Origin of the sequence: Haloferax sp. AS1 (assembly GCF_014530665.1) — an archaeon.
GTDB lineage: Archaea > Halobacteriota > Halobacteria > Halobacteriales > Haloferacaceae > Haloferax > Haloferax volcanii.
This window is the reverse complement of the sequence record NZ_SPSA01000002.1, coordinates 103220-122248: the sequence shown is the minus strand read 5'-3', so window position 1 is coordinate 122248 and position 19029 is coordinate 103220. Positions and strand designations below refer to the sequence as shown.

The window sequence follows — 19029 nt, the reverse complement described above, 5'->3', positions numbered from 1 at the left end:
GAGGATTCCCCGTGTCCCCGAGCCAGCGCCCAGCAGACCGGCCGACGCTACTCCGTCTTGCCGTCCTCGCGGTCCCGGCGGCGTGCGTCGGCGTCGCGGTCAGCGGGGTCGCCGTAGCCGCCGCCGCCCGGGGTCCGAACAGTGACGGTCGTCCCCGCGGGCACGTCGCGGGTCGTCTTCGACGGGACTTCCTCGCCGTCGACGAGGTTCTGTCCCGTCGCCCCGTCCTCGCCGCCGGCGATGCCGCGGGGCGCGACCCGCCGGCGCTCGGTGAGAAGCGAGACGGTCGCGTCGGCCTCGACCGTGACCGACCGGACGATGCCGAGGCCGCCGCGGAACTCGCCGCGGCCGCCGCTTCCCTCGCGGAGGCCGTACGCCTCGACGAAAAGCGGGTACTCGGCTTCCAGCGCCTCGACCGGCGTGTTGAGCGTGTTGGTCATCCCGACCTGCACGCCGTCCATGCCGTCGCCGCCGGCGCGGCCGCCGAAGCCGCCGCCGATGGTCTCGTAGTAGGTGAAGCCGTCCGACCCGCCGGCGCGACTGCCGATGGTCAGGTTGTTCATCGTCCCCTGTCCCTGCGCGGGGACGCGCTCGGGGGCCGCGTCGGCGAGCGCCGCGAACACCACGTCGGTCACGCGCTGGCTGGTCTCGACGTTGCCGCCGACGACCGCCGCGGGGGCGTCGGGGTTGAGGAGCGACCCCTCGGGGACCTCGACCGAGATGGGGTCGTAACAGCCCTGGTTCGGCGGTATCTCGGGGTCGGTGACGCAGCGAACGACGAAGTACACCGCGCTCTTGGCGACCGCGAGCGGCGCGTTGACGTTGCCGGCGACCTGGTCGGCCGTGCCGTCGAAGTCGAACGCGACGGTGTCGCCGCTGACCGTCGCGGTCACCTCGATTGGGATGTCGTCGTCGGTCACGCCGTCGCCTTCGAGCACGTCGCGGGCGCGGTACTCGCCGTCGGGCAGGTCGCGCAGTTCCGCGGTGACGCGGTTCCGGGAGTAGTCCATCACGGCGTCGAACGCCGCGAGAACGCGGGACCGACCGTGTTCCCCGACGAGGTCGGCCAGTCGCTCCTCGGCGCGCTCGTTCGCCGCGAGTTGCGCGCGGATGTCGGCGCGGCGCTCGCCGGGGTTGCGAACGTTGGCGAGGAGGAGCGACAGCACGTCGTCGTTGGTCTCGCCGCCGGCGACGAGTCTGACCGGCGGGAGTCTGAGCCCCTCCTGATAGATTTCGCGCGCGCCGGCGGGCATGCTGCCGGGCGTCATCCCGCCCACGTCGGCGTGGTGCGCCCGCGAGACGGCGTAGCCGAGCACCTCGCCGTCGACCGAGAGCGGCGAGACCATCGTCACGTCGGGCAGGTGCGTCCCGCCCTCGAAGGGGTCGTTGAGGACGAACACGTCGCCCGGTTCCGGGTCGTAGTCGAGGACCGTGTCAACGGCCTCGGGCATCGCGCCGAGGTGGACCGGGATGTGTTCGGCCTGCGCGACGAGGCGGCCGTCGGCGTCGAACAGCGCCGTCGAGCAGTCGCGGCGCTCCTTGATGTTCGGCGAGTACGACGAGGTGATGAGCACCTGTCCCATCTCCTCGGCGACGCTCTCGAACTGGTTGCGCATGATTTCGAGCGTCACGGGGTCGACCTCGGAGTCGCTCATTCGCCGTCACCCCCGCTGGTGAGGACGAGCGTCCCGTCGGCCCCGACCGTCCCGCCCCACGCCGGCGGCACGACGACGGTGCTCTCGTGCTGTTCGAGGATGGCCGGCCCCTCGACGGTCGTCCCCGCGCCGAGACCGTCGCGGTCGTAGACGGGCGTCTCGCGGAACGCGCCGTCGAAGAACGCCTCGCGGGTGTCCTTTCGGGCGTCGCCGCCGCCGCGGTAGGTCACGTCGAGGGCGTCGCGTTCGACCACGGCGGTCGCCCGGACGTTGACGAGTTCGACCGGGTCGTCGAGGCGGTAGCCGTAGGCGCTCTCGTGAGCCTCGTGGAACCGCGCTTCGACCGCCTCGGCGTCGAACGTCTCGCCGACGGGCACGGTCAGTTCGAAGCTCTGGCCGACGTACCGGAGGTCGGCGGCGCGCCGGACCGCCGCGTCGGCGGGGTCGGTCACGTCGTCGAGCGTGTCGGCTTCGAGGTCGGCGTAGGCGGATTCGACCGCTTCTGCGTCGAGGCCGGAAAGCGGTCGGCGGAGCGTCCGCACCGAGTCGTGTTTCTGGTCGGCCGCGAGCAGGCCGTACGCCGAGAGGACGCCGCAGGCCCGCGGAACCACCACGGTCTCGATGTCGAGGCTCTCGGCGAGCGCGGCGGCGTGCATCGGCCCGGCACCGCCGAAGGCGACGAGGCCGAACTGCCGCGGGTCGTGGCCGCGCTCGACGGTCACGGCGCGAATCGCTCGCGTCATGTTGGCGTTGGCGACGCGGTAGACGCCGCGAGCGGCCGCGAGCGCGTCGTCCAGTCCGGCGTCGGCGGCGAGGCCGGAGAGCGCGTCGCGGGCGGCGTCCACGTCGAGCGAGAGTTCGCCGCCGAGGGCGGAACTGCCGCCGATGTAGCCGAGGACGACGTTCGCGTCCGTCACGGTCGGCTCGGTCCCGCCGCGGCCGTAGCAGGCCGGACCGGGGTTCGCGCCCGACGAGCGCGGCCCGACCCGGAGCGCGTTGCCCGAATCGACCCACGCGATGGACCCGCCCCCCGCGCCGACGGTGTTCACGTCCACCATCGGCGTCTTGATGGGCCGGCCGTTGATTTCGGCGTCGGTGGTCCGCTCGACCTCGCCGTCGCGGACGAGGCTCACGTCGCTGGAGGTGCCGCCCATGTCGAAGGTGACGAGGCCGGCGAGGTCGCCGCCGGAGTCGGTCGCGGTCTCCGCCGCACCGACGACGCCCGCGGCCGGCCCGGACATCGTGGTCGTCACGGCGTGCTCGCGCACGGTCGAAGCCGGGGCGATGCCGCCGTTGGCCTGCATTATCTGGGGGACAGGGACGCCGAGGTCCGCGGCCCGCGATTCGAGGCGGCCGAGGTAGCTGTCGATGGCCGGCGTCACGTAGGCGTCGACCGCGGTGGTCGAGGTGCGCTCGAACTCGCGGAACTCGGCGAGCACCTCGTGGGACGCGGAGACCGGCGCGTCGAGTTCCTCGCGGAGCACGTCGGCGACGACGCGCTCGTTTTCGGGGTGCCGGTAGGCGTGCAGCAGCGAGACGGCGACGCTCTCCGCGCCGGCGTCGCGGATGTCGTCTGCGAGCGCCCGGACCTCCGACTCGTCGACTTCGGTCTGGATGCCCTCGACGGTCGCCCGCTCCGTCACCTCGAACCGGCGGCGGCGCGGGACGAGCGGGTCGGGCTTGTCCGCGGTCACGTCGTAGAGGTCGGGGCGGGCCTGTCGGCCGATTTCGAGCACGTCGCGGAAGCCCTCGGTGGTGACGAGCGCGGTCGTCGCGCCGTCGTCTTCGAGGAGGGCGTTGACCGAGACGGTCATCGCGTGGGTGAACGCGTCGACCTCGGCCGGGTCGATGCCGGCGTCGTCGCAGGCCTTCTCGATGCCGCGGACGACGCCGACGCTCTGGTCGTCCGTGCTCGGGACCTTCGCGGTGACGAGGCGGCCCTCGGGAGTCAGAAGCGCCACGTCGGTGAAGGTGCCGCCGACGTCGACGCCGATGCGGGTTTCTGCGTCCATCAGAACACCCCCATATCGGTCGCGACCGTATAGAGCGTTCGGAGGCCGAGCCAGACGACGACGAGCGTCACCAGCCCGCCGACGACGTTCTGGAGCGTGGAGTTGGCGTACGACCCGAGGATGTCGCGGTCGTTCATCACGTAGATGAGGAAGACGGCGACGATAGGAAGCAGGACGCCGTTGGCGACCTGCGCGAAGACGATGGCCTGCACGGGGCTGTATCCGACCGCGGAGAAGACGATGCCGACGAGTAGAATCGAGCCCCAGACGGCGCGGAACTTCGTGGACTGGAGGTCGGTGTCCCAGCCGAGCGCCCCCGCCGTCGCGTACGCGCCGGCCAGCGGGGCGGTCGTCGCGCTGGTGAAGCCCGCGGCGAACAGCCCGATGCCGAAGAACACCTTCGCCTGCGTGCCGACGAGCGGTTCGAGCTGTTCGGCCATCGTGCTCACGTTCTGGATGTTCGTCCCGACGGGGAACGCCGCCGCGGCGGTGACGAGAATCGAGATGGTGATGAAGCCGCCGAGGACGATAGACAGAACCGTGTCGGCCCGCGACTCGTTCAACTCCTCGGGGCCGGCCCACCGCTCTTGGACGCTCCCGGCGTGGAGAAAGAGGTTGTAGCCGACGACGGTCGTCCCGATGAGGCCGGTGATGAGGAACGCCGACCCCTCCGGGACGCTCGGGACGAACCCGCGGGCGAGCGCGCCGAGGTCAGGGCCGATGAGGATGGCGTCGATGAGGAAGGAGACGGCCATGATGGAGACGAGGCCGACCAGCGCTTTCTCGATGAGTTTGTACTTGCCGGACCACAGGAGGACGCCGGCGACGAGACCCATCGCGGGCCCCCAGAGGTTGGCGCTGATGCCGGTCAGCCCCTCCAGTCCGGCCGCGCCGCCGAGGATGTTTCCGGTCTCGTAGGCGGCCGTGCCGACGCCGATAGCGCTCACGACGAGGGCGATACTCAGTCCCGACAGCGCGGGGCTGTCGAACTGCCCCCGGAGGGCCTCCCCGAGACCCTCGCGGGAGACGAGGCCGAGTCGGGCGCTCATCTCTTGCAGCACGATAGTGGCGACTATCGAGAAGGCAATCGTCCAGACGAGCGCGTAGCCGAATCGCGCGCCCGTCACGCTCGCGGTCGTGACCGTTCCGGGGCCGATGAACGCGGCGGCGACCATCGCGCCCGGACCGATAGATTTCAGACGTTCGATGAAGTTCATGGTTCTACCTGTGAGGTGGATTGACGTATCAAACTCTGGTTGATAAATCCCGGTTGAGAACGCCGAGTACGGCGCGAAGAGCGCGTATGAAGGAGTATGAACGAGTATGAAGCTAGCGGCGGGCGTGGACCGACAACCGAGTCCGGAAACCAGCGTCCGAGTCCGGTCGGGTCCGCGCCGGACGCGGCCCTCACCGGACCTCGGTGAGAAGCACCTTCGAGACGCCCTCTTCGACCTCGATATCGAACGGGGACTGCTCGGTGCTGAGCGCGATGAACCGCGACATAAACCACTTGACGGACTCGGTGGGAAAGACGACGTGGAAGGTGTCGCCCTCGGAGGCGCGGACCGTGAGAAAGCCGCAGAACGACAGCCAGTCGAGGAGTTCAGCCAGCGACTCGAATCGGTCGCGATACTCGTGGGCGTGGAACGCCGCGACCCGGTCGATGGCGTCGAGAAACTCGGGGGCCGGCTCGCCGTCGTCGCCCTCCACGTAGTCGAGAAACGTGTGCAGGAAGTCCACGTCGAGAAGGACGTGCTCGCCGCTCGACAGCATCTGGTGGTAGGCTTCGAGGTTCGGCCCGGCGTCGGTCGTCGCCGCCTCGAAGTTGGCCGCGTAGAAGACGAGCGCCTCGCGGACGAGTTCGCTTTGGGCCTTGTCGGTCCGACCGGCGAGCCCGTCGAGCGCCGACTGAGCGTCCTCGTCGAGCGACACCGTGACGCGATTCGTGACCATGCGTGTCTAACTCTCGGTGGGGTTCTTAAGGGTGTGTAGATGACCGCCGCGAGTCGCGAACGCGTGACGAACGGCAGCCGGCTACTCAAGATGTGTGAAAATTTTAGAAATTGAGACGACGGCGACGGGTCAGTCCGCCGTCGCGGTGCTCGCTCACGCCGGCTTCGAAGCACTCCTCTGGCGAGCGGTCGTCGGGGAGGCCGTCGCCGTCGTCCTCGACGTAAAAACCGTCGTGGGTCCGACCGACGGTCACCGTTACCTCGGAGCCGCCGTGGTCGACGAACGCGTCGTTGACGTACTCGAAGCGGCCGCGCTCGTCGACGACGTACACCGGGTAGCCGAGCGCTTCGAGAACGGTTTCGTAGCGCTCCGCCCGGCGGGTCGCCCGGTGTTCGGAGACGCTGTTTTCGATGCGGTTGACGAGCAGTTCGTACTGCTCGGAGGAGGGCTGTTTCTGGAGGTAGTCGGTGACGCCCGCGGAGATGGCGTCGCTCGCGACTTCCTCGCTCCCCTTGCCGGTAAAGAGGATGAGGGGAAGCGAACCGTGGTCCTCGCGAACCGTTTCGAGGAGTTCGACCCCGGTCATCGCCGGCATGTCGTAGTCGCTGACCACGCAGTCGATATCGGAATCACGAACGATATCGAACGCGACCCTCGGGACCGAGCACGTCGTCACCTCGAACGAAGAGAGCTTTCGAAGATACGTCTCGCCGAGGTCCAAGAGCGCCGCGTCGTCGTCGGCGTAGACGACGCGAGGGGATTCCGAGGTCGTCATCAGTAGGAACCGAATAGCAACTCTCGCGGCGGCACATAGGTTCGACCTCTATAAATAGGGACCGGGGAAACACGGGTCAGTTTCGAATCTAATAACGAGAACCACGGCGCGACGGAGGCGACCGAGTTGGACGCGAACGAGTTGGACGCGACCGAGTCCGACCGGGTCTCGCTCGGCCGCCCGTCAGAACTCGCCGGCGACGATGTCGGTGACGCGCTCGCGGTCGAACAGCCGTTCAGCCTCGGGAATCTCGGGGTACGACTCGCCGTCGCCGTAGCCGGGCCACGCGCCGAACCGCTCGGGGAAGAGCTGTTTGGCGGTCATCTCCAACTGGAACAGGTTCATAATCGGGCCCTGCATCCCGTTGCCGGACGGGTAGTACCGGCCGTCGCGGAACGCGGGCACCTCGTCCGCGAGGGGGTTCGAAAGCACCTCGTCGCGGTTCGAGCGGAAGGTGTCTCCGAGCGCGGTCCCCCAGTACCGGAGGACCACGTCGGGCGCGGTCTCGACCATCGCCTCGTAATCGTACGAACCGTCCGACCCGGTCTGGGCGTCTGTCGCCGCAAACGCGTTCTGCATCCCGAACGGGCGGAGGTGCGCCCAGAGGTAGCCGTCCCCCGTAAAGTCGTACGGCCAGAACGTCCCGCCGGTGTCGGCGACGACCGCGAGCGACGGGCGCTCGGACGCCGGTGGGAGGTCGGCCCGTATCCGGGCGACGAGGTCGTCCCGGAGGGACCTGAACGCCCGGTAGCGCTCTTCCTCTCGGAACACCGCCGCGATGTGGCCGAGGTACTCCCAGAGCGTATAGTGCTCGTAGCGGTCGCGGCAAGGTTCGGGCGGGTCGGCGTTCGTCCGGCTGTAATAGTTGCCGAACCACGGACCCACGTCGGCCGCGATTGACGCCACCTCGTCTTCGGTCCAGTCGAACGAGGGACTCCGGAGCAGACACGGGTCGAGGAAGTGCACGTCGCTGTCCAGTTCGTAAAACAGCTCTCTGTCGAGGGCGTTCGGGTTCGACGCCGGCGTAACGCGGCCGAGTTCCTCCCACTCGAACTCCACTCCGTCGAGCGCGTCGTAGTAGTAGTCGACCGTGTTGCCGAACAGCTCCTTGTCGTAACCGATGCCGGTGATGGCGTCGCCGTGGCCGAAGGCGACCGCCGCGTCGGCCGAGACCGGGTAGTAGGTCAGAGCGCGTTCCGGCACGGCGTCGAACTCGACCTCACCGACCGGGGCCATCGACACCGAGTACGACCCGTCGCTCGTCTCAGTGTCCGGCGTCTCAGTCGCTTCTTCGGTATCCGTCTCAGTCGTCGAGACGGCGTCAGAAGTGGTGGTCGTCGCGTCGGAACCCCCGCCCGCACAACCCGCGAGGAGTCCCCCGCCGAGGACCGTCCCGCCGAACTTCACGTAGTCCCGGCGAGTCGGCCCGGACCGACAGTCATCGTTGTCTGCCATATTTTTAGGCCAGCCTAAAGAAACAAAACTGCTTCGTTTTAGGCACGCCTAAATACTTCGCTCGCGAGCGAGGAGTCGTAGATATGTTAACAATGAGTTGAGACGTATTGAGCGTGTTCCCCGTTACGGATTCCCTCCCCTGCGTCTCGACGGACAGTATCGAGCGGTTCCTCGCGGCCTTCCTCGTCGGACGCGTCGGTCGTGTCAGTCACGTTCGAGTCCTCCCATCGGCGGCGTCAACGTCGGCCTCGGCCCCGGAACCGGGGACCGAACCGAGTTCGGTCGCACACCACTGACAGAACGCAAGCGACGGGTCGGCGGCGCGGCGACAGTTCGGACAGACCCGGCCGTCGCGGCTCTCGGTCCGCTTCGACGCGCGGTTCTGGACGCGCGCGACCACGTACGCGTCGAGAGTGGCGAGGAGGGTAACGACGAACAGCGGCGCGGCGCTCCAGAAGTCGCCCGCGCCCTGCAAGTACATCGCAACCGCGTCGGGACCGCTCAGAGAGCCGACGCCGAGGAAGACGGCAGCCCACGCGAACGCGCGCTTCCAACGGCGGAGATACAACTGTCCGAGCCCCGCGACGAACGACGAGAGGAGCGCGGCGAGAAGCGGGCGTTTGACTGCGCGTTGTTTCATATATTGAATTTCTGTTCAACCACGTATAGCGGTTCGGGTCACCGAACCGCGGTACCGCTACCGGTAGTTTAAATATTGAATTAATATTCAACAGCGTCGTGGGCACACGATGAACGACACAACGACGCGGAGATATCTCGCGATTGGCGGACTGAGCGCGGTGCTCTCGCTTTTCGTCCTCCCTATCGCGGGGTTCGTCTCGGTCTACACCGGCTACAAAGTACACGGACACACGAAAAACATTTACAGCTATCTGCTAGCCGGAGCGGGGTCGCTCTCGGTGCTGTTCTGGGTGGCCTTCCTGGTTCGGCTCTGACCGCGGTCGGCGGCGAGTCATCCCGCCGCCCGCGACGACCCGAAAGCGACACTTCCGTCGAACGCGAACCGCCGGGATATGACGCAGGACGGTCGCGCCGAGGAGTTGGAGCCGGCGAAGCGACGCATCATGGAGGCGACGTACAGGGCGCTACAAAAACACGGCTACGGCAACCTGACGATACAACACATCGCCGACGAGTTCGAGAACAGCAAGACGCTCCTGTACTACCATTACGACGGGAAAGACGAGCTGTTGGTCGACTTCCTCGACTACGTCCTCGCGCAGTTTCTGAACAGCCTCCCTCGGGGGGACCGCACGCCCAAAGAGGAACTCGAAACGCTCGTCGACACGCTCCTCCCCGAGACGCTCTCCGAGGAGGCCTACCGGCTCCAACTGTCCATGTTCGAACTCCGGGTGAACGCCCCGCACGACGAGGGCTGTCGCGAGGAGTACCGCCACGTCGACGCCGAGCTCACGGAGCTGCTGCGGGACATCCTCGTCCGCGGCGTCGAGGCGGGCGAGTTCGACGTCGACGACCCAGAGGCCGAGGCCGAACTGTTTCTCTCGATTCTAACTGGGACGCGCGCCCGCCGGCTGACGGTGTTCAAACCCGACGAGTCAATCGAGCCGCTCCGAGCGGCCATCCAGTCGCACATCGACCGCATCTCGGCGTAGTCGCCGCCGGGTCGGCCGCCCGGGTCGCGGTCGCGCCGGTTCAGGCCAGTTTACCGCCGTCGACGGGGAGCGCGTGGCCGTTGACGAACGACGCGTCTTCGGAGGCCAACCACGCGACGGCGCTCGCAATCTCCTCCGGTTCCGCCATCCGTCCGAGCGGCTGTTCCGCGGTGATGGCCTCGACCGCGCCGGGGTTCGCTTCGAGCGACCGCTCGACCATCGGGGTTCGGACGACGCCCGGACACACCGCGTTGACGCGGACGCCCTCCTCGGCGTACCGCACGGCCGCAGACTTCGTCAATCCGACCACGCCGTGTTTGCTCGCGACGTAGGGTTCGCTCCCGTCGGCGGCGAGTCCGGCGATTGACGAGGTGTTGATAATCGCGCCGCCGTCGCCCTCCATCAGCGCCGGAAGCTCGTGTTTCATGGCGAGCCAGACGCCGGTAAGATTGATTCCGAGCACTCGGTCCCAGCTCTCCCGCGACTGCTCCGGAAGCGGGTCGTTGTCGCCCTCGATGCCCGCGTTGTTGTGCGCGATATCGAGGCCGCCGTACGTCTCGCGGGCCGTCTCCACCATCGACCGCACGTCGTCGGCGTCGGTGACGTCGACCGCGACGAACGTCGCGTCGCCGCCGTCGGCCTCGATTTCGGAGACGACCTCTCGCCCGCGCTCGGCGTCGATGTCACCGAGCACCACGTTCGCACCCTCGGCGGCGAGTCGCGTAGCGCTCGCCCGCCCGATACCGCTGCTCGCGCCGGTCACGACCGCAGTCTTGCCGTCTAATCGGTCTGCCATACGTTGTTGAATATTTTGTCAATATATAAACTATGGGGTGGGAGAACGGCGTTCGAGAATCGCTCGTCGCCGTCCGTTCCGCCGAGAGGTGAACCCTTATTCGCCCGGCGTCCGTCGGTTCCGACCATGACACCGCGACCGTCGACCTTCTCAATCGTCGCCCGCGACCCCGAACAGGACGCCGTCGGCGTGGCCGTCCAGTCGAAGTTCGTGAGCGTCGGCTCCGTCGTCCCGTTCGTCAGCGCGGACGCCGGCGCAATCGCCACCCAGAGCTTCGCGAACGTCGCCTACGGCCCCGACGGATTGGACCTCCTGCGCGAGGGGCACTCGGCCGAGGAAGTCGTTTCCGAACTGACCGACGCCGACGACGAGGCTCCGAGCAGGCAGGTCGGCGTCGTCGGAGCCGACGGGAGCATTGCGGCGTTCACCGGCGACGAGTGTTTCGACGTGGCCGGCGACGTCCAAGGCGACCACTACACCGTTCAGGGGAACATCCTCGAAAACGAGGCGACGCTGGACGCGATGGCCGAGGCGTTCGAGACGACCGACGGCGGGCTCCCGGAACGTCTGCTCGCGGCGCTCCACGCCGGCAACGACGCCGGCGGCGACAAGCGCGGCGAGCAGTCCGCGGCGATGTATATCGCCAAGCCCGAGGGCGGCTACGACGGCGGCAACGACCGCTGGGTCGACGTGCGAGTCGACGACCACGACCACCCGATAGCCGAACTCGAACGCGTGTTCAAGCTGTACGACATCACGCTCTTGGAGCGCGAAGCGCCCGCCGAAACCATGTCGCTGTCGGGCGAGACGGCCGAAGCGGTCCTCGAAACGCTGTCGGTGCTCGGCTTCTACGACGGAACCCCGAGCGGCGAGTTCGACGACGAGGCCGTGGAGGCGCTCGAATCGTTCCGGGGCATGAACAACTTCGAGAACCACTCGCTTGCGGTCCTCGAAGACGCCATCGCCCGCGGCTGGGACGACGTTGCTGGCGGGGAGACAGCAAGCGAGGGCGGGACGGCGAGAGAAGACGACGCGACGGACGAACTCGACGGGGAGACGAAGCTCATCGAGGCGATTTGGCAGGGCCTCAGCAGGCTCGACAGGAAGTAGTTCAAAATCAGTCTCGTCGGTCGGAGTGTGTTTCATTCGTCGAAGCGCGCCGGATGGGGTGGCGTTGGCGGGTCACCGCGGCGCACCGACAGGGCCGCGCGGGGGAAGGAAGTCCCGCTCAGCCGAGGAGGTACTTGAGCGCGGGGCGCTGGCGGACGAACTCCATCTTCTCGATGATGGCGTCGAGGCCGAGGATGCGGCCCGCCGCGAGCGTGCCGACGATGACGAACATCATCAGCCCGAACAGGTCGCCGTTGACCACGCCGTGGCTCCAGTCGGCGTTCCCCAGGTAGAAGAACACCATCAGGACGCCGCCGAAGAAGGCGGCGAGCCGGACGAGTGCACCCACGATGAGCCCGAGACCGATGAGAGCCTCACCCCACGGAATCATGAAGTTCGTGAAGTCGAGGAGCCACGGGGTCGCGGCGGCCCACGCGAAGAAGCCTTGGAGCGGCGAGGCTGCGGGGGCGTTCGCGAGGTAGCCCGCGGCGCTGAACGGCTCGCCGACGATTTTCGTCACACCGGCGTGGAGGAACCAGTAGCCGGTGATGAGGCGAGTCAGCACGAGCACGTAGCCCGTGACGCCCTGCGAGTAGTCGAAGTCGATTCTGTTCCCCAGCATCTCGATTTGTGCGTTAGCGGCCATTGTCTTTCACCTAACAGGTGAACGAACGGCCGCCGAGAGCATATAAAGGGGTCGTGATTTCCGAGTCTAAGGAATCGAGAACGACCGAAAGAGAGCGCCTAACACTCAGCGCCGGGCGATGAGGTCGCGCGAGATGTCGGCGCGCTCGTAGACGGCTCCGTCCTGCGCGTCGGCGAACGCCTCGGCGTCGCCGTCGTCGGAAAAGGGGACGAAGTCGGGACCCATCGACCCGTTGACATCGGTTCCGACGACGTAGACGAGGTCGTCCATCGGCGCGAACGCGTCGGCGTCGAGGTGCGCGGAGATGAACGTCTGGCCGCCGTCGTCGAACAGGTCGTACTCGACAGTGCTGTAATCCGTGAGGTAGCCGCCGGCGCGATTCCACCCGTCGTCCTCGCGGTCGAGCGCGTAGGAGAACGTCTCCCAGGCGCTACAAAACCGCGCCGGGTTGTCGTGACCCTCGGGGCTGTGGTCTGCGTAGAACAGTTGCCCGGCGGGGCCGGGGTGCTGGTCGATGACCATCCCGCAGGCGTCGCACTGCTCGCCGCCGGTCAGTGCGACTGCCTCGGGAGCGTCGCCACCGCCGTCGGTTCCGAGACCGCCCAGACACCCTGCGGTGGCGGCGACGCCCGCGACACCGACGGCAGACAACACGGTTCGACGAGCGACGGTTCGGTCGCAGTCGTGGCACATACGCCAAGCTAGTTGGGGGGTGCTCAAATGGTGATTGGTGCGGAAAACGAACCAAGCGCCGGACGTGTGGTCAGCCCGTCACGTTCCGTCCGAGTCGAGGACGCCGTGGCTCGGCACAGTCGCCACGGGGTCCGCGGTCCGCGCCCCCGGCGACGCGTCGCGCGTGCGTCAGTCGGAGCCCGCCGAATCGGTCGTCGTTCGGTCCGTCGACCGCGTCACGAACTCGAACCGCGCGCCGCCCTCGGCCGACTCGGTGAGCGAGACGGACCAGCCGTGCGCATCGGCGATGTCGCGGACGATTGCGAGACCGTAGCCGGTTCCCCGCGGCATCGTGGTGTAGCCGTGGTCGAAGACCTGCTCGCGGCGCGTCTCGGGGACACCGACGCCGTTGTCCGCGACGTAGAAGCCGGCGCGGTCGTCGAGCGCGCCGACGCGGACGGCGAGCGGGTCGTCGGGCGGCGTGTCGCCATCCGCGGGGTCGTCGGGGGTATCCCGACGGCTCGTCGAGCCGTGTTCCACAGCATTCCGAAACAGGTTCTCGAAGAGCCTGAGCAGGCGGCCGTCGTCGCCCTCGACGACGAACAGTTCCTCGCGGACGAGCGTCGCGTCACCGGTGTCGACGAAGCGCCACGCGTGGTCGACGACGCGCGCGAGGTCGACGGGTTTGGCGTCGACGACGGGCGTCCGCTGCCGGGCGAGGTCGAGGACCTCCTCGACCAGTTCGGACATACGGTCGACCGCGTTGGCGGCGCGTTCGAGGTGCGCCCGCTCGCCCGACTCCATCCCGAGGTCGAGGTAGCCGGTGGCGACCGCGAGGGGGTTACGGAGGTCGTGGGCGACGATGGAGACGAAGTCGTCGAGCCGCTCGTTGGCCGCCGCGAGGTCGGCCTCGCGGTTCCGAAGCTCCTGTTCGCGGACGGTCCCCGAGAGCGCGGAGGTGACCGTCGAACCGAGGAGTTCGAGCAGGTCCTCGTCGACGTCGAGGAACGCGCCGTCGTCGTCGGTCGAAACGACGAGCAGGCCGTGGCTCCCGAGCGGGACGCGCAGGACCGACTTCCCGTCCGACTCGGGGGGGAGAAGCCGGTCGTCGACGTCGGCCGCGTCGACCCGGCTAACGGCGTCGGACTCGAAGCCGCCGGGGGCGGTCTCGATTGGCGTCTCCGAGTCGAACTGCTCCGCGGTCGAGGCGGCCGGCGACAGGGCTCCGCGGTCGTCGGCGAGCCAGACGGCGGCCGCGGCGTCGGGCACGAGTTCGGGGACGATATCGACCGCGAGCGCCGCGACCTCCTCGACGCTCTCGGTGAGGATGAGGTCCTGCGTGACCGCTTGCAGGGTCCGGAGGCCGTCTTCGAGTCGCGCGCGGTTTGTGACGTCGATGGCGACGCCGAGGAGCTTCGACACCTCGCCGTCGTCGAAGACGGGCCGGTACCACGCGTCGTACACCGCGCCGCGGTACTCGATGCGGGTGTCGACCGCCTCGCCCGACAGGCCGCGGGCGATGGCGTCGGTGGCCGCGGGTGTGTCGTCGTAGAGGTCGAACGCGGAGCGACCGACGACCTCGCCGGGTTCGCGGCCGAGCGACTCCAGTCCGGCCCCTTCGGACATGGTGAACACGCCCTCGGCGTCGAACGCCGAGAGGATGACCGGGAGGTTCTGCAACACCGTTTCGAGGCGCTGGTTGGTCGATTCGAGGGCCTGCAAGTAGCGCTTCCGCGTCGTCACGTCGCGGAAGTAGACCGACAGCCCCGACGGCGAGGGGTACGCGCGGACCTCGAACCAGCCGTCGTACGGCTCGGAGTACGTCTCGAACGTCACCGACTCTTGGGTCCGCATCGCCTCGTGGTACTTCTCGTACAGTTCGGCGCTGTCGGGCGACGGAACGAGGTCCCAGATTCGCTCGCCGAGTTCGGGCTCTCTGACCTCGTTGAAGACGTCTCGCGCGCGGTCGTTGAGGTAGACGAAACGCCAGTCGGTGTCGAGCGCGAAGAAGGCGTCAGTCATGCGTTCGAGCAGTTCGCCGCGCTGGGTGGTGGCGACCTCGCGGTCGGTCACGTCCCGCGGGATGCCGACGACGCCGGTCACCGCCTCGCCGTCGCCCGCCGGCGAAAGGGAGAGTTCGAACAGCCGCGAGACGCCGTCGGCGTCGACGAATCGAACGTCGAGGCGTTCGGTGACGCCCTCCGAGAGGACTCGCGAGACGGCGTCGCGGTAGCGCTCGTACTCGTCGGCGGGGAACAGCCCGGCGTCGACGAGCGACTCGAACCGCTCGCCTCGGAGCGTCTCGGACGCGCGCCCCGTTATCGCCTCGATTCGGGGGTTCACGTACTCGACGCGGCAGTCCTCGTCGAGGACGAACGCGCCGTCTTCCATCGCCTCGACGATGACGCGGTAGCTCCGCGTCTCGGCGGGGCGGTCGTCGGCGTCCCGGTCTAAGACCCCCCGGACCGACTCGACGAGGGCCGCGTGGGAGTCGTCGGTCTCGTCGCGGACCAGGTAGTCGTCGACACCGAGCGAGACGGCGCGGGCGGCGAGCGCCTCGTCGCCGGCGGCGGCGTAGACGACCACCGGAGGCCCGACGCGAGCGTCGCCGGCGGCGGTGACGAGCGCGTCGAGGTCGAGACCGTCAGGGAGGTCGGCGGCGGCGACGAGACAGGAGACAGTGCGCTCAGCGAGTGCCGAGCGCGCGGCCGCGGCGCTCTCGGCGCGCTCGACCGGGCGCTCGAAGGCGTCCCGGAGCGTCGAGACGACCGGACCGGAGACAACGCCGTCGGCCGCGACGTAGAGAATCGCGCCGACGGAGGTGCCCCCAGCACTCGGGGGAAACATGTTAGAGACGAGATATGCAGAGGGCCAATAATCTTGCGGGCGAAGCGGCCGGACCGCCGGAGGAGACGGCGGTGGGACGAGACGGGCGTCGGGTCGTCGAATCGCAGAGTCGCCGTCAGCAGTTATCCCTGCCCGACCATCCGCTCTTCGTCGTCCCACTCGCGCTTGCGGAGTTCGTACTTCTGAATCTTGCCGGTCGCCGTCTTGGGAATCTCCGCGACGAACTCGAACTCGCGGATGGCCTTGTAGCCCGCGAGGCGGTCGCGGGTGTACGCGGTCAGTTCCTCGGCGGTGACGCCGGGGTTCTCCACGTCGCCGTTCGCGGGGACGACGAACGCCTTCGGCGTCTCGCCCCATTTCTCGGACGGCGCGGGGATAACCGCCACGTCACCGACGGCGTCGTGGTCGAACAGCGCGTCCTCCAGTTCGACCGAGGAGATGTTCTCGCCGCCGGAGATGATGATGTCCTTCTTGCGGTCCTGAATCGCTATCATGCCGTCTTCGTTGACGACGGCGAGGTCGCCGGTGTGGTACCAGCCTTCGAGGCGGTCGTTGAACGCGTCGTGGGTCTCGTCGGGCTTGTTCCAGTACTTCTCCATCACCTGATTGCCGCGGACGACCACCTCACCGATAGTGGCGTCGTCGCGCGGGACCTGTTCGCCGTCGTCGTCGACGACGCGCAGGTCGGTCCCGAGCGGGGCGACGCCCTGCCGCTGTTTGAGCGAGAAGCGCAGGCCGCCCTCGTCGGGGATGAGGCGGTTCGCGTCCGAGGTGGCGATGAGCGGGCCGGTCTCGGTCGCGCCGTACAGTTGGGTGAACTCCCAGCCGAACTCGGACTCGGTGTGGCGAATCGTCGCGCTCGGGGCGGCGCTCCCGGCGGCGGTCACGCGAACCGGGTTGTCGCCGGCGTACGCCGGGTCGTGTTCCTCGGCGTGCTCCCGGAGGATGGATAGCACGGTCGGCGCGCAGCAGAAGAACGACACGTCTTCCTCGGTGATGGCGTCGAACACCTGCTCGGCGTCGACCCCGCGGGTGCAGACGTGTTTCGCGCCGCGGCCGGTGACGGCGTAGATGTGGCCCCAGCCGTTGACGTGGAACATCGGGAGCGTCCAGAGATACACGTCGTCGTCCGCGATGTGGTGGTGAATCGTCACCAGTTGGGCGTGGAGCGACTCGGTGCGGTGGGTGCGGCAGACGCCCTTCGGGTCGCCGGTCGTCCCCGAGGTGTAGTTGATGGTGATGAGTTCGTCCTCGGACATCTCGGGGCGCTCGTAGTCGTCGGCGTCGGCCTCGTCGAGGAACGCCTCGAAGTCGAGCCAGTCGCCGTCGACGGCGGCGGGGTCGTTCGTCACGAACACCTCGGCGGGCACGTCGTCGCGGACGGCCTCGATTTTCCCCGCGTACTGGTAGTCGGCGTAGACCACGGTCGCGCCGGAATCCGACAGCAGGTACTCGTAATCATCGGTCGTGAGGCGGTAGTTCAGCGGGACGTGGAGCGCGCCGCACTGCATCGCGCCGAAGGCCGCTTCGAGATGGTAGTGCGTGTTGGGGTCGAGCACCGCGACTCTGTCGCCTTTCTCGACGCCGCGGGATTGCAGCGCCGCCGAAAATCTGTCCACCCGCTCACCGAACTCCGCGTAGGTGAAGCGCTCGCCGTCGACGCCGACGACGGCCTCGTAATCGCCGTAGTACGTCCGGGCCCGGTCGAGAAAGTCCGTCACGAGTAACTGTTTCTTCATTCATGATAGACCGGGCGGGCAAGTGAACTAAACGCACCACTTCCGGCAACATTTCACGCGGCCGACGTGACCACCACAGTATGACGGGGAACGTCGTTGAGGGGGTCGAACGCGCCGCCCGGACGCGACGGGGGCGCGCCCAGCCGACGGCGAAACGAACACCTTTGAACCGCGCGGCCCTGACTCCCGGCAGATGACGACGCCGACCCTCCTCGTCGCGGGGACCGCGAGCCACGTTGGCAAGAGCACCGTCGCCGCCGGGCTCTGTCGCCTGTTCGACGACCGCGGCCTGTCGGTCGCGCCGTTCAAGGCCCAGAACATGAGCAACAACGCCCGAGCGGTGGCGACCGCCGACGGCGACGGCTTCGGGGAAATCGGCGTCTCGCAGTACGTGCAGGCCCGTGCCGCGCGGGTCGCGCCGACGACCGACCACAACCCCGTCTTGCTCAAGCCCCACGGCGACGGGGCGTCGCAACTGGTCGTCCACGGCCGGGCGGCCGGCCTCAACACCGCGAGCGACTACTACGCGACCCACTGGGAGGACGCCCGCAAGGCGGCGGTCGAATCGCACCGTCGGCTGGCGAGCGAGGCGGACGTGGTCGTCGCCGAGGGGGCCGGCTCCATCGCCGAGATAAACCTCCACGACCGCGATTTGGCGAACATCGAAACCGCCCGCTTCGCCGACGCCGACGTCCTCCTCGCGGCCGACATCGAGCGCGGCGGCGTCTTCGCCAGCCTGCTGGGGACGCTCGAACTCCTCCCCGAGGACGTGCGCGACCGCGTCGTCGGCGCGGTCATCACGAAGTTCCGCGGCGACCCGAGCCTCCTCGAACCGGGGGTCGACGCCATCGAGGAGCGAACCGGCGTGCCCGTCCTCGGCGTGCTGCCCTACGACGACCCCGGCCTCCCGGAGGAGGACAGCCTCGCGCTCCCCGCGGCAGGCGAGCGCGCCACCGTCGGCGACGACGACGGCGTCGCGGCCGAGCACGCGGTCACCATCGGCGTGCCGCGACTCCCGCGCATCTCGAACGCGACGGACTTCGGCCCGCTGTCCGAGACGCCGGGCGTCCGGGTCGCCTACCTCCCGCTCGACGCGACGCTCGACGGGGTCGACGGGGTGGTCCTCCCCGGAAGCAAGAACACGGTCGACGACCTGCTCGAACTCCGCGACGCCGGCTTCGACGACGAACTCGCCGGCTTCGACGGCCCGGTCGTCGGCATCTGCGGCGGCTACCAACTGCTCGGCGAGCGTATCGAAAACGCCGACATCGAGGGCTCGGGAGACGACGAGACGGTCGCAGGACTCGGCCTCCTGCCGATAGTCACGCGATTCTCCCGCGACAAGCGGGTCGAACCCGTCTCCGTCGAGTTCGACGGGGCGGGGCCGTTGGCCGGCGCGACGGGGACCGTCGACGGCTACGAGATACACATGGGCGACAGCCGCATCGTCGGCGGCGCGACCCCCGTTTCGGGCGACGGCGCGGCGCTCGGGAGCGTCGCGGGGACGTACATCCACGACCTGTTCGCCAACGACGCGCCGCGGAACGCGTTCGTGGACGCCATCTACGAGTCGGCCGGGCGCGACCGACCGGCGACGACGACGGGGACGGCGGGAGCCGACGCGGACGCCGACGAACCGGGTGCCGGCGACCCCTACGACCGCGCCGCCGCGCTCGTCGCCGACAACCTCGACGTGGCGGCGCTCTGTGACTCGCTCGGACTAGAAGAGTAGGGG

The 19029-nt window shown here is 68.4% G+C and carries 16 protein-coding genes; 4 read left to right on the top strand and 12 right to left on the bottom strand.

The window, feature by feature from the left end; all coding sequences use genetic code 11:
- Positions 1-47 precede the first annotated feature (47 nt).
- From E4P24_RS15380 to E4P24_RS15350, 7 genes are all read right to left on the bottom strand, one after another.
- The gene (locus E4P24_RS15380; protein ID WP_188148725.1) at positions 48-1655 is read right to left on the bottom strand and encodes a hydantoinase B/oxoprolinase family protein; all 1608 of its coding nucleotides are present in this window, start codon (positions 1653-1655) and stop codon (positions 48-50) included.
- Positions 1652-3667 carry a hydantoinase/oxoprolinase family protein gene (locus E4P24_RS15375; protein WP_188148724.1) on the bottom strand — a complete coding sequence of 672 codons (2016 nt, stop codon included), beginning with the start codon at positions 3665-3667 and terminating at the stop codon, positions 1652-1654. Before E4P24_RS15375 ends, E4P24_RS15380 begins: the two co-directional genes overlap by 4 nt.
- The gene (locus tag E4P24_RS15370) at positions 3667-4884 is read right to left on the bottom strand and encodes an Nramp family divalent metal transporter (RefSeq protein ID WP_006600971.1); all 1218 of its coding nucleotides are present in this window, start codon (positions 4882-4884) and stop codon (positions 3667-3669) included. The genes E4P24_RS15375 and E4P24_RS15370 overlap by 1 nt, the downstream gene beginning before the upstream one ends.
- 190 nt (positions 4885-5074) lie before the next feature.
- Positions 5075-5620: a ribbon-helix-helix protein, CopG family gene (locus tag E4P24_RS15365; RefSeq protein ID WP_004040889.1), complete on the bottom strand. Its 546-nt coding sequence runs from the start codon at positions 5618-5620 to the stop codon at positions 5075-5077.
- Between the two features lie 103 nt (positions 5621-5723).
- Positions 5724-6395: a response regulator gene (locus tag E4P24_RS15360; RefSeq protein WP_115803762.1), complete on the bottom strand. Its 672-nt coding sequence runs from the start codon at positions 6393-6395 to the stop codon at positions 5724-5726.
- A gap of 183 nt (positions 6396-6578) precedes the next feature.
- Positions 6579-7850 carry an ABC transporter substrate-binding protein gene (locus E4P24_RS15355; RefSeq protein WP_188148723.1) on the bottom strand — a complete coding sequence of 424 codons (1272 nt, stop codon included), beginning with the start codon at positions 7848-7850 and terminating at the stop codon, positions 6579-6581.
- A 208-nt stretch (positions 7851-8058) separates the two neighbouring features.
- Entirely contained in the window at positions 8059-8490 is a 432-nt protein-coding gene (locus tag E4P24_RS15350; RefSeq protein ID WP_188148722.1) for a zinc ribbon domain-containing protein, read from the bottom strand.
- Positions 8491-8599: 109 nt separating this feature from the next.
- On the opposite strand from E4P24_RS15350, the gene E4P24_RS15345 reads away from it, so the two are divergent.
- Positions 8600-8806 carry a hypothetical protein gene (locus E4P24_RS15345; protein ID WP_004040893.1) on the top strand — a complete coding sequence of 69 codons (207 nt, stop codon included), beginning with the start codon at positions 8600-8602 and terminating at the stop codon, positions 8804-8806.
- Positions 8807-8884: 78 nt separating this feature from the next.
- Complete coding sequence (locus E4P24_RS15340) at positions 8885-9484, top strand: TetR/AcrR family transcriptional regulator (protein ID WP_004064378.1); 600 nt, start codon at positions 8885-8887, stop codon at positions 9482-9484.
- A gap of 40 nt (positions 9485-9524) precedes the next feature.
- Here the strand turns inward: E4P24_RS15340 and E4P24_RS15335 are convergent, their stop codons facing one another.
- Complete coding sequence (locus E4P24_RS15335) at positions 9525-10280, bottom strand: SDR family NAD(P)-dependent oxidoreductase (protein ID WP_115861894.1); 756 nt, start codon at positions 10278-10280, stop codon at positions 9525-9527.
- 126 nt (positions 10281-10406) lie between these two features.
- On the opposite strand from E4P24_RS15335, the gene E4P24_RS15330 reads away from it, so the two are divergent.
- Positions 10407-11390, top strand: coding sequence for a DUF1028 domain-containing protein (locus tag E4P24_RS15330; RefSeq protein WP_115803765.1), 984 nt, complete (start codon positions 10407-10409; stop codon positions 11388-11390).
- Positions 11391-11508: 118 nt separating this feature from the next.
- Here the strand turns inward: E4P24_RS15330 and E4P24_RS15325 are convergent, their stop codons facing one another.
- The 4 genes from E4P24_RS15325 to E4P24_RS15310 all read right to left on the bottom strand — a co-directional run bounded on the left by E4P24_RS15325 (position 11509) and on the right by E4P24_RS15310 (position 17294).
- Positions 11509-11997, bottom strand: coding sequence for a DoxX family protein (locus E4P24_RS15325; protein WP_188148892.1), 489 nt, complete (start codon positions 11995-11997; stop codon positions 11509-11511).
- Positions 11998-12141: 144 nt separating this feature from the next.
- Entirely contained in the window at positions 12142-12729 is a 588-nt protein-coding gene (locus E4P24_RS15320) for a nitrous oxide reductase accessory protein NosL (RefSeq protein ID WP_115803766.1), read from the bottom strand.
- Between the two features lie 168 nt (positions 12730-12897).
- Positions 12898-15555, bottom strand: a complete 2658-nt coding sequence (locus E4P24_RS15315; RefSeq protein ID WP_115803767.1) for a PAS domain-containing sensor histidine kinase — start codon at positions 15553-15555, stop codon at positions 12898-12900.
- A 122-nt stretch (positions 15556-15677) separates the two neighbouring features.
- Positions 15678-17294: a long-chain-fatty-acid--CoA ligase gene (locus E4P24_RS15310; protein WP_144858308.1), complete on the bottom strand. Its 1617-nt coding sequence runs from the start codon at positions 17292-17294 to the stop codon at positions 15678-15680.
- Between the two features lie 193 nt (positions 17295-17487).
- Between E4P24_RS15310 and E4P24_RS15305 the strand changes: the two genes are divergently transcribed.
- Positions 17488-19026: a cobyric acid synthase gene (locus E4P24_RS15305; protein WP_115803769.1), complete on the top strand. Its 1539-nt coding sequence runs from the start codon at positions 17488-17490 to the stop codon at positions 19024-19026.
- Positions 19027-19029: the final 3 nt, after the last annotated feature.